At 61.8% G+C, this 13,273-nt stretch carries 13 protein-coding genes; all 13 read right to left on the bottom strand.

All coding sequences use genetic code 11. From position 1 onward, the window contains the following. Positions 1-2: 2 nt before the first annotated feature. Positions 3-2,123: a methionine--tRNA ligase gene (gene metG / locus GNH96_RS02455; RefSeq protein ID WP_169601962.1), complete on the bottom strand. Its 2,121-nt coding sequence runs from the start codon at positions 2,121-2,123 to the stop codon at positions 3-5. Positions 2,124-2,210: 87 nt separating this feature from the next. Then, entirely contained in the window at positions 2,211-4,043 is a 1,833-nt protein-coding gene (gene glmS, locus GNH96_RS02450) for a glutamine--fructose-6-phosphate transaminase (isomerizing) (protein WP_169601959.1), read from the bottom strand. Beyond that, positions 4,031-5,416, bottom strand: coding sequence for a bifunctional UDP-N-acetylglucosamine diphosphorylase/glucosamine-1-phosphate N-acetyltransferase GlmU (glmU, locus tag GNH96_RS02445; protein WP_169601957.1), 1,386 nt, complete (start codon positions 5,414-5,416; stop codon positions 4,031-4,033). Before glmU ends, glmS begins: the two co-directional genes overlap by 13 nt. Before the next feature lie 93 nt (positions 5,417-5,509). Continuing rightward, on the bottom strand, positions 5,510-5,932 hold the full coding sequence (locus tag GNH96_RS02440) for a F0F1 ATP synthase subunit epsilon (RefSeq protein WP_169601955.1): 423 nt from the start codon (positions 5,930-5,932) through the stop codon (positions 5,510-5,512). A gap of 26 nt (positions 5,933-5,958) precedes the next feature. Then, the gene (atpD, locus tag GNH96_RS02435) at positions 5,959-7,341 is read right to left on the bottom strand and encodes a F0F1 ATP synthase subunit beta (RefSeq protein WP_169601953.1); all 1,383 of its coding nucleotides are present in this window, start codon (positions 7,339-7,341) and stop codon (positions 5,959-5,961) included. 35 nt (positions 7,342-7,376) lie between these two features. Then, the gene (atpG, locus tag GNH96_RS02430; RefSeq protein ID WP_169601951.1) at positions 7,377-8,240 is read right to left on the bottom strand and encodes a F0F1 ATP synthase subunit gamma; all 864 of its coding nucleotides are present in this window, start codon (positions 8,238-8,240) and stop codon (positions 7,377-7,379) included. Positions 8,241-8,250: 10 nt separating this feature from the next. Next, the gene (gene atpA / locus GNH96_RS02425) at positions 8,251-9,792 is read right to left on the bottom strand and encodes a F0F1 ATP synthase subunit alpha (RefSeq protein WP_169601949.1); all 1,542 of its coding nucleotides are present in this window, start codon (positions 9,790-9,792) and stop codon (positions 8,251-8,253) included. Between the two features lie 14 nt (positions 9,793-9,806). Beyond that, positions 9,807-10,343 carry a F0F1 ATP synthase subunit delta gene (locus GNH96_RS02420; protein WP_169601947.1) on the bottom strand — a complete coding sequence of 179 codons (537 nt, stop codon included), beginning with the start codon at positions 10,341-10,343 and terminating at the stop codon, positions 9,807-9,809. 6 nt (positions 10,344-10,349) lie between these two features. Continuing rightward, positions 10,350-10,823, bottom strand: a complete 474-nt coding sequence (locus tag GNH96_RS02415; RefSeq protein WP_169601945.1) for a F0F1 ATP synthase subunit B — start codon at positions 10,821-10,823, stop codon at positions 10,350-10,352. A 63-nt stretch (positions 10,824-10,886) separates the two neighbouring features. Further along, complete coding sequence (atpE, locus tag GNH96_RS02410) at positions 10,887-11,132, bottom strand: F0F1 ATP synthase subunit C (RefSeq protein ID WP_010959380.1); 246 nt, start codon at positions 11,130-11,132, stop codon at positions 10,887-10,889. A gap of 56 nt (positions 11,133-11,188) precedes the next feature. Continuing rightward, complete coding sequence (atpB, locus tag GNH96_RS02405; protein WP_169601943.1) at positions 11,189-11,968, bottom strand: F0F1 ATP synthase subunit A; 780 nt, start codon at positions 11,966-11,968, stop codon at positions 11,189-11,191. Between the two features lie 21 nt (positions 11,969-11,989). Beyond that, positions 11,990-12,367 carry an ATP synthase subunit I gene (locus GNH96_RS02400; RefSeq protein ID WP_169601941.1) on the bottom strand — a complete coding sequence of 126 codons (378 nt, stop codon included), beginning with the start codon at positions 12,365-12,367 and terminating at the stop codon, positions 11,990-11,992. Between the two features lie 55 nt (positions 12,368-12,422). Continuing rightward, positions 12,423-13,271 carry a ParB/RepB/Spo0J family partition protein gene (locus GNH96_RS02395; protein ID WP_169601939.1) on the bottom strand — a complete coding sequence of 283 codons (849 nt, stop codon included), beginning with the start codon at positions 13,269-13,271 and terminating at the stop codon, positions 12,423-12,425. Between the last annotated feature and the right edge of the window lie 2 nt (positions 13,272-13,273).

The raw sequence follows: 13,273 nt of genomic DNA, 5'->3' as shown, positions 1-13,273 counted from the left end.
GGCTACTTGACCTTCATGCCGGGCCGGGCGCCTTCGTCCGGCGACAGGATGAAGATGTCGGCGCCGCCCGGCCCCGCCGCCAGCACCATGCCTTCGGACGTACCGAACTTCATCTTGCGCGGCGCCAGGTTGGCGACCATCACGGTCAGCCGCCCGATCAGGGTCTCCGGCGCATAGGCCGACTTGATGCCGGCGAACACCGTGCGGGTCTCGCCGCCCAGGTCCAGCGTCAGCTTCAGCAGCTTGTCCGCGCCCTCGACGTGCTCGGCATTGGCGATACGGGCGATGCGCAGATCGACCTTGGCGAAGTCGTCGATGGAAATGGTTTCGGCGATCGGCTGGACCTCGTGCTGCTGGTGCTCGGCATGGCGTACCTGGGAATGCGGCTCCGGCTGCCCCGCCGTGGCTTGCAGGCTCTGGCGGTTGGCTTCGACCAGGGCATCGATTTGCTTGGGGTCGATGCGGGTCATGAGGTGTTGGTAGGGATTTATTTTATGTCCAACTCTCAGAGGTCGCTGAACGTCGTTCCATTCTGACGACTCAATGTTTAGAAATTGATCGACAGCTTTAGTGAGTTCAGGTAGCACAGGCTTAAGATAAATAGTAAGGATATGAAATAAGTTTAGGGCCAGGCTGCAAACAATCTGAAGTTCTGCATCTTGCCCTGGCGTTTTTGCGAGCTCCCACGGCTTAAATTCCGCAATAAACTGGTTTGCTTCGTCCGCAAGGCGCATTACTTCTCGAATAGCCTTTCCGAATTCACGAGCTTCGTAATTGGTAGCGATACCCTGTGCGCTGTATTGGAAGGCTGCAAGGATATTGTCGATAAAGTACTGTTTTCGAGGTGTAAGGTTCCCATCGTGATGCAGATGATTCAACAGAAGCGGATCGTCGTGCGCAGCCAATTCGCCTTGAAATCGATCAACAATAAATCCGGCCGTTCGTGCCGCGATGTTTACATATTTCCCCACCAGATCGCTATTCACCCGGGCGACGAAATCTTCCAGGCTGAGGTCGATGTCCTCCATGCTGCCGTTCAGCTTGCAGGCGTAGTAATAGCGCAGCCATTCCGGATTGAGGCCCTGGTCGAGATAGCTCTGGGCGGTGATGAAGGTGCCGCGCGACTTGGACATCTTCTCGCCGTTCACGGTCAGGAAGCCGTGGGCGAATATCTTGGTCGGGGTGCGGAAATCGGAATGTTCCAGCATGGCCGGCCAGAACAGGGCGTGGAAATAGAGAATGTCCTTGCCGATGAAATGGTACAGCTCGGCCTCCGAATCCTTTTTCCAATATTCATCGAAATCCAGGCCAAGTCGGTCGCACAGATTCCGGAAACTGCCCATGTAGCCGACCGGCGCATCCAGCCAGACATAGAAATACTTGCCCGGCGCGTCGGGAATCTCGAAGCCGAAATACGGCGCATCGCGCGAGATATCCCAGTCGGACAGCCCCGCCTCGAACCATTCCGCCATCTTGTTGGCGGCCTCGGTCTGCAGGGTGCCGGAACGGGTCCAGGTTTTCAGGAATTCGGCGCATTCGCCCAGCTTGAAGAAATAATGGACCGACTCCTTGCGCACCGGCGTGGCGCCCGACACCGCAGAGTAAGGGTTAATCAGGTCGGTGGGCGAATAGGTGGTGCCGCAGACTTCACAGGCATCCCCGTACTGGTCCTTGGCGTGGCACTTGGGGCATTCCCCCTTGATGAAGCGGTCGGGCAGGAACATTGCCTTGACCGGATCGAAATACTGCTCGATCGCCCGCGATTCGATCAGGCCGCGGGCCTTGAGCCTGCCGTAGATCTCGGCCGCCTGGGCGCGGGTTTCCTCCGAATGGGTCGAATAGTAGTTATCGAACTCGACGTGAAAGCCGGTGAAGTCGCGCAGATGCTCGCGGTGGACGCGGGCGATCAGCTCTTCAGGGCTGATGCCCTCCTTTTCCGCGCGCAGCATGATGGGAGTGCCGTGGGTGTCGTCGGCGCAGACATAGCGGCAGTCGTGGCCCCGCATCTTCTGGAAGCGGACCCAGATGTCGGTCTGGATGTATTCGACCAGATGGCCCAAGTGGACCGGGCCGTTGGCGTAGGGAAGGGCGCTGGTGACGAGGATTTTTCGCTGGCTGGTCATGGAAACGAAAGGCTGGCAAACGGATCGAATGCGCCATTATCCCATAATCGACCGCGGCGGCTCGGGCGAGCGCTCAAGGTCCCCGCCTCACTCCACCGTCACCGACTTGGCCAGATTGCGCGGCTGGTCGACGTCCGTGCCCTTGATCAGGGCGACGTGATAGGCGAGGAGCTGCAGCGGCACGCTATAGACGATGGGCGCGACGACTTCGTCGGTCTCCGCCACCCTGAGAATCCTGACGCCGGGCACGTTTTCGATCGGCGCTTCGGCATCGGCGAACACGTAGAGTTCGCCGCCGCGCGCCTGGACCTCCTGCAGGTTGGATTTGAGCTTTTCCAGCAGCTCGTTGTTGGGCGCCACGGCGACTACCGGCATCTCGTTGTCGATGAGCGCCAGCGGCCCGTGCTTGAGTTCGCCCGCCGGGTAGGCTTCGGCGTGGATGTAGGAGATTTCCTTGAGCTTGAGCGCCCCTTCCATGGCGACCGGGTACTGGGCGCCGCGGCCGAGATAGAGCGCATGGTGCTTCTCGCCGAACAGCTCGGCCCAGGCCGCGATTTCGTCTTCGAGTTGCAGGACGTGCCGGAGCTGCGAGGGCAGGGTCTCCAGCTCGCGGACGATCTTCGCTTCCTGTTCGGCGGACAAGGCGTGGCGCCGGCCCAGCGCCAGCACCAAGAGCAGCAGGGCGGTCAGCTGGGTGGTAAAAGCCTTGGTCGAGGCCACCCCGATCTCGGGGCCGGCCCGCGTCATCAGGCAGGAATCCGATGCACGCACGATCGAGCTTTCCGGTACGTTGCAGATGGCCAGGGTGTGCGCATAGCCGAGCTGTTTGGCGACCTTCAGCGCGGCCAGGGTATCGGCGGTCTCGCCGGACTGGGAAATGGTGACGAACAGGGTACCGGGCTGCACGACCTGCCTGCGGTAGCGGAATTCGCTGGCGACTTCCACGCTACAGGGCAGACCGGCCAATGCCTCGAACCAGTAGCGCGCCACCTTGCCGGCATGGTAGCTGGTGCCGCAGGCGACGATCTGCACAGCCCGGACGTGCTCGAACGCGGCCTCGGCCCGCTCGCCGAAGGCAGACGTGAGCACCCTGCCCTGATGGATGCGGCCGCTCAGGGTCTTTTCGACCGCGACCGGCTGTTCGTGGATCTCCTTCTGCATGTAATGGCGGTATTCACCGCGCTCCACCGAATCCGGCGCCAGCCGGGTCTCGTGGACCGGACGCTCCACCCTCGCGCCGTCGCTGCCGTAAACCCTGACCGACTCGGTGGTCAGTTCGGCGAGGTCGCCTTCTTCCAGGAAGACGAAGCGCTGCGTTTCGCCGACCAGGGCGAAGACGTCGGATGCGATGAAGTTTTCGCTTTCGCCCAAGCCGACCACCAGCGGACTGCCCTTGCGGGCGGCGATCAGCCGGCCCGGATCGCAGGTGCTGACGACGCCGACGGCGTAGGCGCCTTCCAGCACCCTGACGGTGGCGCGCACCGCCTCCAGCAGGGAGAGCCCCTGTTCCAGGAAGTCGTGGATCTGGTTGACGACGACTTCGGTGTCGGTCTCCGACAGGAACTCGTACCCCTTCTGCTGGAGCTGCCGGCGCAGCGCCTCGTGGTTCTCGATGATGCCATTGTGGACCACCGCGACCCGCTCGCGGCAGACATGCGGATGGGCGTTGCGTTCGGACGGCACGCCGTGGGTGGCCCAGCGGGTGTGGGCGATGCCGGTTTCGCCTTCGACCGGGGCGGATTCCAGGGCGGACTCCAGCTCCCGCAGCTTGCCGGAGCGGCGCACCCGCTCCAGCGAACCATCCCCGGCGATCACGGCGAGGCCGGCCGAATCATAGCCGCGGTATTCCAGCCGCCTCAAACCTTCCAGCAGGATCGGGGTGACATTGCGGTGCGCCACCGCGCCGACTATTCCGCACATGGCTCTTTCCTCGCTTTTTCCGGACGTTTCCAGCCTTCGACGGTGAGCTGCTTGGCGCGGCTCAGGGTCAGGCATTCCTCGGGCGTATCCCTGGTGATGGTGGAACCGGCGCCGATGGTGGCGTTGCGCCCCACCCGGACCGGCGCGACGAGCTGGGTGTCGGAGCCGATGAACGCGCCGTCCTCGATGACGGTCCGGTGCTTGTTGACGCCGTCGTAGTTGCAGGTGATCGTGCCCGCCCCGACGTTGACCCCCCGGCCGATGCTCGCATCGCCGATGTAGCTCAGGTGGTTGACCTTGGAGCCCGCGGCAATGTCCGATTTCTTCACTTCCACGAAATTGCCGATATGGACTTCCTCGGCGAGCACGGATTCGGGCCTCAGCCTGGCGAAGGGGCCGACCCTCGAGCCCGCGCCGACGACGGCACCCTCGATGACGCTATGGGCGAGGATTTCCACTTCCGGGCCGATCACGGCGTCCTTCAGATAAACGTTGGGACCGATGCGTGCCTTGTCGCCCAGGCGGATCCTGCCTTCGAGAATCACGTTGACGTCGATTTCCACGTCGCGGCCCAGTTCGACGATCTCGCCTCTCAGGTCGAAGCGCGCCGGATCGCGCAGGGTCACGCCTTGCTCCATCAGCGCACGCGCCTGGCGGCCTTGGTAAATCCGCTCCAGCTCGGCCAGTTGCCGGCGGTCGTTCACGCCGAGGACTTCGTCCGGACTGGCGGGATGCGTCGCATCGACGAAATAGCCCTCCGCCACCGCCATGCCGATGATGTCGGTGAGGTAGTACTCGCCCTGGGCGTTGTCGTTGCGCAAGGCCTTCAGCCAACGCTTCAGCGGAGCCCCTTCGACGGCCAGGATGCCGGTATTGACCTCGCGGACGGCGCGCTCTTCCGGGGTGGCGTCCTTCTCCTCGACGATGCGGAGGACCTTGCCGGCGCCGTCGCGAATGATGCGGCCGTAGCCGGTCGGGTTGTCCAGCTCGACCGTGAGGAGACCCAGGCTCGATTCGCCGACATGGTGCAGCAGGGTCTCGACCGTTTCCCTTTTCAGCAGCGGGACGTCACCGTAAAGGATGAGAACTTTCGAGTCGTCGCCGATCCGGTCCGCCGCCTGCATCACGGCATGCCCGGTCCCCTTGCGCTCCTTCTGCTCGATCCATGTCGCCGGCAAATGGCCCAAGGTGGACGGCGCCTGCTCGCCGCCGTGACCATAGACAATCACCGTCTCGCCGACTTCGAGCGCCGCGGCGAGCCGGTATACATGCTCGAGCAGACAAAGGCCGCCGATCCGGTGGAGAACCTTCGGCAAATCGGAACGCATGCGCGTGCCCTGGCCTGCCGCCAGAATGAGAGCGATGACTTCCACTCAAGTCTCCTTCACGAGGATCAACGAAAAAAACCCGGTAAAGGTGAAGCATAGCATCACCTTTACCGGGCCTTTGACCGCTGGATCGAACGATTACGCCCGGCCCTTCCGGTAATTCTCCAGCGTCCTCAGCTGCGCCACCGCTTCCGCCAACTGCGCCTGGGCCTTGGCGTATTCCAGCCGGCCGGACCGGTCCGACAACGCCTCCTCGGCGGCCCGCTTGGCTTCCTGCGCCGCGGCTTCGTCGATGTCTTTCGCGCGCACCGCGGTTTCCGACAGGATGGTCACCAGGTACGGTTGAACCTCCAGCATTCCGCCGGACACATAGAACGACAACGGCTCCTGGCCTTCGCTCTTGACGCGGACCTCGCCGGGCTTGAGCGGGGACAGGAACGGCGCATGCCGCGCGGCGATGCCGACCTCGCCTTCCTGGCCGGGCGCTACGACCAGCTCGGCTTGCCCCGAGAAGATCTCGCCTTCTGCGCTCACGATGTCCACATGCATCGTCATGGCCATCTTCATTACCTCCTATGGCTTGCCGATCAAGCGGCCAGGCGTTTGGCTTTCTCCAGCGCCTCGTCGATCGAACCGACCATGTAGAATGCCTGCTCCGGCACGTCGTCGTACTCGCCTTCGACGATCCCCTTGAAGCCCGCAATCGTGTCTTTCAGCGAAACGTACTTGCCGGGCGAACCCGTGAACACTTCGGCCACGAAGAACGGCTGCGACAGGAAACGCTGGATCTTGCGGGCGCGCGAAACGATCAGCTTGTCGTTTTCCGAGAGCTCGTCCATGCCGAGGATCGCGATGATGTCACGCAGCTCCTTGTACCGCTGCAGGGTGCTCTGCACCCGACGGGTGGTCTCGTAATGCTCGTGCCCGATCACCAGCGGATCGAGCTGGCGGCTGGTGGAATCCAGCGGATCGACCGCCGGATAGATGCCCAGCTCGGCGATCTGGCGCGACAGCACCACGGTGGCGTCGAGATGCGCGAAGGTCGTTGCCGGAGACGGGTCGGTCAAGTCGTCGGCCGGGACGTAGACGGCCTGGATGGACGTGATGGACCCGGTCTTGGTCGAAGTGATGCGCTCCTGCAGGATGCCCATCTCCTCGGCGAGGTTCGGCTGGTAGCCCACGGCGGACGGCATGCGCCCGAGCAGTGCCGACACTTCCGTACCCGCCAGGGTGTAGCGGTAGATGTTGTCGATGAACAGCAGCACGTCGCGGCCTTCGTCACGGAACTTCTCGGCGATGGTGAGGCCGGTCAACGCCACCCGCAGCCGGTTGCCCGGCGGCTCGTTCATCTGGCCGTACACCAGCGACACCTTGTCGAGAACGTTCGAGTCCTTCATTTCGTGGTAGAAGTCGTTGCCCTCACGGGTACGTTCGCCTACGCCCGCGAAGACCGAGTAGCCGCTGTGTTCGATGGCGATGTTGCGGATCAGCTCCATCATGTTCACGGTCTTGCCCACGCCGGCGCCGCCGAACAGCCCGACCTTGCCGCCCTTGGCGAACGGGCAGATCAGGTCGATCACCTTGATGCCGGTCTCCAGCAATTCGTTGGCGGCCGCCTGGTCCTGATAGGAAGGCGCCTTGCGGTGGATGCCCCAGCGTTCCTTCTCGCCGATCGGACCTTTTTCGTCGATCGGGTCGCCGAGCACGTTCATGATGCGGCCGAGCGTTTCGGTACCCACCGGCACCGAGATCGGTGCGCCCGTGTTGGTCACGGTGACGCCGCGCTTGACGCCGTCGGTGGAACCCATGGCGATACAGCGCACCACGCCATCGCCCAGCTGTTGCTGGACTTCGAGGACGAGGCCGACCTCGTCGACGCGCAGTGCGTCGTAAATCTTCGGTAAGGATTCACGCGGAAATTCCGCGTCGACCACCGCGCCGATGATCTGTACGATTTTCCCAGAACTCATTTCTGCCCTCTTCGGATATCTATTGATTTATTCCGCTAGACCGCAGCCGCGCCGCCGACGATTTCGGCGATTTCCTGCGTGATGGCCGCCTGCCGCGCCTTGTTGTAGATCAGCTGCAACTCCTTGATGAGTTTGCCGGCGTTGTCGGAGGCGCTCTTCATGGCGACCATGCGGGCGGCCTGCTCGCAAGCGTTGTTCTCGACCAGACCCTGGAACACCAGCGACTCGATATAGCGCGTGATCAGCGCATCCAGCACGGTCTTGGCGTCGGGCTCGTAAAGGTAATCCCAATGGCCCTTGAGCTCATCGGAAATCTCTTCCGCCTTGATCGGCGCCAGGCGCTCCAGCTTCGGCTTCTGCGTCATGGTGTTGACGAACTCGTTGTGAGCCACGTAAAGCTCATCGATCTCGCCTTCGCCGAACGCGTCCAGCATGACTTTCAGGACTCCGATGATGCCTTCCAGATGCGGCGTGTCGCCGAGCCGGACAACCTGGCCGGAGATATCCGCTCCCACGCTGCCGAAGAACGATGCACCCTTCTGGCCGATCACGCCCAGCCGAACTTCGACGCCCGCTTCGTCCCATGCCTTCATCTGCCGCAGCATAAGCCGGAACAGATTGGAGTTCAGGCCGCCGCACAGACCGCGGTCCGAAGACACCAGGACCACGCCCACGCGTTTGACGGGACGCTCGATCATGAACGGATTCCGGTACTCCGGATTGGCTTGCGCGAGGTGCTTGATGATCCGGGCGATCTTGCGCGCATACGGGCGGGTCGCCTGCAGCCGGTCCTGGGTGCGGCGCATCTTGCTCGCCGCAACCATTTCCATGGCGCGCGTGATCTTCTGGGTGTTGCGAACGCTCGCGATCTTTAAACGGATTTCTTTGCCGACGGCCATGGTTGCACCTTTACCAGGCGTGAGTCGCTTTGAACTTCTTGATCGCTTCGTGCAAGCCGGCCTGAATCGCGTCGTTGTAGTCGCCGGTGGCGTCGATCGACTTCAGCAGCTCGGCGCACTGCGACTTCATGTATTCCTGCAGGGCATCTTCGAAGTCGCGCACCTTGTCGACCTCGATGTCGTCCAGATAGCCTTCGTTCGCCGCGAAGAGGGAGACGCTCATCTGCGCGATACTCATGGGCGAATACTGGTTCTGCTTCATGAGTTCGGTCACGCGCTGACCGCGCTCGATCTGCTTGCGGGTCGCCTCGTCCAGATCCGATGCGAACTGGGCAAAGGCCGCGAGCTCGCGGTACTGTGCGAGGTCGAGACGAATACCGCCGCCGAGCTTCTTGATGATCTTGGTCTGGGCCGCACCGCCGACGCGGGACACCGACAATCCGGCGTTCACGGCCGGACGGATGCCTGCGTTGAACAGGTTGGTTTCCAGGAAGATCTGGCCGTCGGTGATCGAAATCACGTTGGTCGGTACGAAGGCGGAAACGTCGCCGGCCTGGGTCTCGATGATGGGCAGGGCGGTCAGCGAACCGGTCTTGCCTTTCACCTCACCCTGGGTGAGACGCTCGACCTCTTCTGCGTTGATCCGCGATGCACGTTCCAAGAGGCGTGAATGCAGGTAGAACACGTCGCCCGGATAGGCTTCGCGGCCCGGCGGACGGCGCAGCAGCAGCGAGATCTGGCGGTAGGCCCAGGCCTGCTTGGTCAGGTCGTCGTAGACGATGAGCGCATCCTCGCCGCGATCGCGGAAGTATTCGCCCATGGCGCAACCGGAATAAGGAGCGATGAATTGCAGCGCGGCGGATTCGGAGGCGGATGCCGACACCACGATGGTATGTTCCATCGCGCCGTGCTCCTGCAGCTTGCGCACCACGTTGGCGATCGAGGACTGCTTTTGGCCGACCGCGACGTAGATGCACTTAACGCCGGTGCCCTTCTGGTTGATGATGGCATCGATCGCGATGGCGCTCTTGCCGGTCTGGCGGTCGCCGATGATCAGCTCGCGCTGGCCCCGGCCCACCGGGATCATCGAGTCGATGGCTTTGAGGCCGGTCTGCAGCGGCTGGCTCACCGACTGGCGCGAGATCACGCCCGGCGCGATCTTCTCGATCGGCGAGAAGCGCTTGGCGTCGATCGGGCCCGCGCCGTCGATCGGGTTGCCCAGAGCATCGACCACTCGACCGAGCAGCGCCTCGCCCACCGGCACTTCCAAGATGCGGCCGGTGCACTTCGCGGTGTCGCCTTCGGAGAGATGCTCGTAGGAACCGAGCACCACCGCACCGACCGAATCGCGCTCCAGGTTGAGCGCCATGCCGTAGGTATTGCCGGGGAATTCCACCATTTCGCCCTGCATCACGTCCTGGAGACCGTGGATGCGGACGATGCCGTCGGTCAGGCTGACGATGGTTCCTTCACTGCGTGACTCAACGCCCAGATCGAACTTCCCGATCCTCTGCTTGATGAGATCACTGATTTCAGACGCGTTCAATTGCATGATACTGTCTCATTCTAATTGGAGAGTCGTTTCGCCAATCGCTGGAGCTGGCCACGTATGGAAGCATCGACGACCCGGCCGCTCGCGCGCAAAATCACGCCGGCGATCAGGGATTCATCCACGGTGACGTGAAGGCGCCCCTTACGCGACATCCACTTTTCCACCAACGCATTGAGATTCGTTTCTTCGCTCTCTTCGAGCGGGTAAGCGGTAATGACGTCGACGTCAACGTACCCTTCTTCTTCCGCCCGGAATTCGGCGAACATGTCGGCGATCGTCCCGACCAGTCCCAGACGGCCGTTGTTCGCCAAAAGACGAACGAAATTCTCGCCGTCGGGGGTGAGGTGACCTTTGCAAAGGTCCAGGAAGTTGGCGACGAATTTGTCTTTTCCGACCTTCGGATCGCTGGCGGCCCGCTCGATCAGAGGATCGGCCATGACCTGCTTCAGAAATTCGAGCATATCGGCCCATTCCTGCATCTTGCCGGCCTCCTTGGCCGCCTTGAATACGGCGACGGCGTAGGGCCGAGCCAGGGTGGTCAGTTCGCTCATCGATGTCTAGCCCAACTGCTTGCCGAGGCTGGAAAGGATTTCCTGATGCTTTTTCTGGTCGACCTCGCGCTGCAGGATTTTCTCCGCAGCACTGATCGCCAGCACGGAAACCTGCTTGCGGAGTTCTTCCTTGGCATTTTCCAGCTCGCGGTCGATCTCCGCCCTGGCACTCGCGAGGATGCGTTCGCCCTCGAGCTTGGCGGACTCTTTTGATTCGTCCACCAGCGCGTTGGCGCGTTTTTGAGCCAGGTTCACGATTTCCGCGGCTTGGTCTTTGGCATCCTTCAAGGCGCTGATTGCGCGCTTTTCGGCAAGCTCCATCTCGTGCTTGCCTTTTTCGGCCGCAGCCAGACCTTCGGCGATTTTTTTCTTGCGCTCTTCCAGAGCTTGCAACAGGGGCGGCCAGACGTACTTCATGGTGAACCACACCAGAAGCGCGAATGTGACCATTTGCCCGAATAGCGTGGCATTGATGTTCACGGCGCTGTCCTCACTTTGCTTGAGTGCTTTCGCTTAGGTTTCAACCGTATGCGAATGGTCAGCTTATTTCACGAACGGGTTCGCGAAAGTGAAGAACAGGGCGAGACCGACGCCGATCATGGTCACTGCGTCGAGCAGACCTGCAACGATGAACATCTTGACCTGCAGCATGGGGACCATTTCCGGCTGGCGGGCCGCGCCTTCCAGGAACTTGCCGCCGAGCAGGCCGAAGCCGATGGCCGTGCCCATGGCGCCCAGACCCAGAATGATGCCGACAGCGATCGCGGTCATACCGTATACAGTTTCCATTTTTCCTCCAAAAGGTAAGTTAAAGTGATTTAGAAAAAAGAACTGGAAGCAATGCCTTAGTGACTTTCGTGCGCCAGGCTGAGATAGACGATGGTCAACACCATGAAGATGAACGCTTGCAGCGTGATGATCAGGATGTGGAACACCGCCCACGGGAAACTCAACGCCGGCTGGATCCACCAGGGCAGCAGCGCGATCAGGATGAAGATCAGTTCGCCCGCATACATGTTGCCGAAAAGTCGCAAGCCGAGAGAGACCGGCTTCGCCAGGTACTCAACCGTATTCAGCAGCAGATTGAAGGGCGTCAATGCCCAGTGATCGAACGGATGGAACAGGAATTCCTTCGCGAAATGAACCGGCCCCTTGACCTTCAGGCTGTAGAAAATGATCAGGAAAAACACCGAGATCGACATGCCGAAGGTGGCGTTGAGGTCGGTGCTCGGCACCACGCGCAGATACTCGAGGCCGATCGCCTTGCCCACGTCGGGCAGCAGGTCGACCGGCAGGAGATCCATGGCGTTCATCAGGAACACCCAGGCGAAAATGCTCAGGGCCAGCGGTGCGATCAGGGCGTTGCGGCCGTGGAAGCTGTCCTTGACCTGGGTGTCGACGAATTCGACGATCATCTCGACGAAATTCTGCAAGGGTCCGGGCACACCAGCCGTCGCCTGTTCGGCGGCCTTGCGGAAGAAGAAAAGGAACACCGCGCCCAGCAACACGGAGAAGAACAGCGTGTCCACGTGCAGGGTCCAGAAACCCTCGCCGGAGGAGAGGGGGGTCAGGTGATGGACGATGTAGCCGGTGGCGCCACCGGTATCGTGCGCTTCAGTCGCCATTGTCAGCCTTGCTCTAGTTGTTCAAATTCGTTGCAGCAGGGCGATCCAATACACCCCGAGTGCCACTATAAATCCGGAGAAAAGCGGCAAAAATTCTAGTTCGCGGAATTGAAATGCCAGGAAGAACAGGACGCCGGTCAAGACGAGCTTCATGGACTCGCCGACATAGAAGGCCCGCACGATGTCGCGAGCACTACGGGTCGGGTCGAAGAAGCCGAAACGGAGCGCGAAGAACGCATTCGGTATGAACGCGATCAGCCCCCCTGCAGATGCCGATATTGCTGTTTTCCATCCGCCCGCGATGTAGGCAACCGCTCCGCAGACAACCATCACGATGAGTTGCCAGCGGATGATCCGTCGTACCCCCCCGTACAAACGCCCGCCTAACATTTCAGGCATCCCCGCACAAACGCCGCGGCATCATAGCAGCGGGTTTCTCAAAGATCAAACCGGTTCAGCCTCCGAACCGCGCCAGCAAACCCTCGAGCTGCTCCAGGCTCGCGTAGGAGATGACGAGCTTGCCCGCCCCCTTCCCGCCATGCTGAATCCTGACGCCGGCGCCCAATTGCTCGGCCATGCGCCGTTCCAGCCTGGCGATGTCGGGATCGGTGGAAACCGCCGATTTCGGTCCGGCATCGGTTGTTTTCAACAGACTGTTCACCAGCGACTCCGCTTCCCGCACGCTCAGGCGCTTGTCGGCGATACGCCGGGCGACTTCGCCCTGCTGGCCGGGGGGCAAGGTGAGCAAGGCCCTGGCGTGGCCCATGTCGATTTCGCCGGCGCGCAGCAACGCTTTCACGTCTGCATGCAAGTCATTGAGCCGGTTGAGATTGGTGATGGTGACGCGGGATTTGCCCAGGGCGTCGGCCACCTGCTGGTGCGTCATGCGATGTTCTTCCAGCAGGCGCCGAATCGCCTCGGCCTCCTCCATCGGGTTCAGGTCTTCGCGCTGGATGTTTTCGATGAGCGCGATGGCCAGGGCGGCCTGGTCCGGCACTTCGCGCACCACCACCGGCACCTCGCGGATGCCGGCGAGCTGCGCGGCACGCCAGCGCCGTTCGCCGGCGACGATCTGGTAGCGTCCCTGGTCAGCGGATCGCACCACGATCGGCTGGACGATGCCCTGGGCACTGATGGAGTCGGCGAGTTCGCGCAGCTTGGCCGAATCGAAATCCTTGCGAGGCTGGAACGGGCTCGGTTCCAGGTGCTCGATGGGGAGTTTCCGCAGGGATTCCTGCTTCGAATCCAGCTTGGCTTCTCCCAGCAGGGCTTCCAGGCCTCTGCCCAAGGCGGGTCTCTTCATGC

It is taken from the genome of Methylococcus geothermalis (assembly GCF_012769535.1).
Taxonomy (GTDB): Bacteria; Pseudomonadota; Gammaproteobacteria; order Methylococcales; family Methylococcaceae; genus Methylococcus; species Methylococcus geothermalis.
The sequence above is the reverse complement of the archived record's forward strand: the minus strand, read 5'-3'. Positions and strand labels throughout refer to the sequence as shown.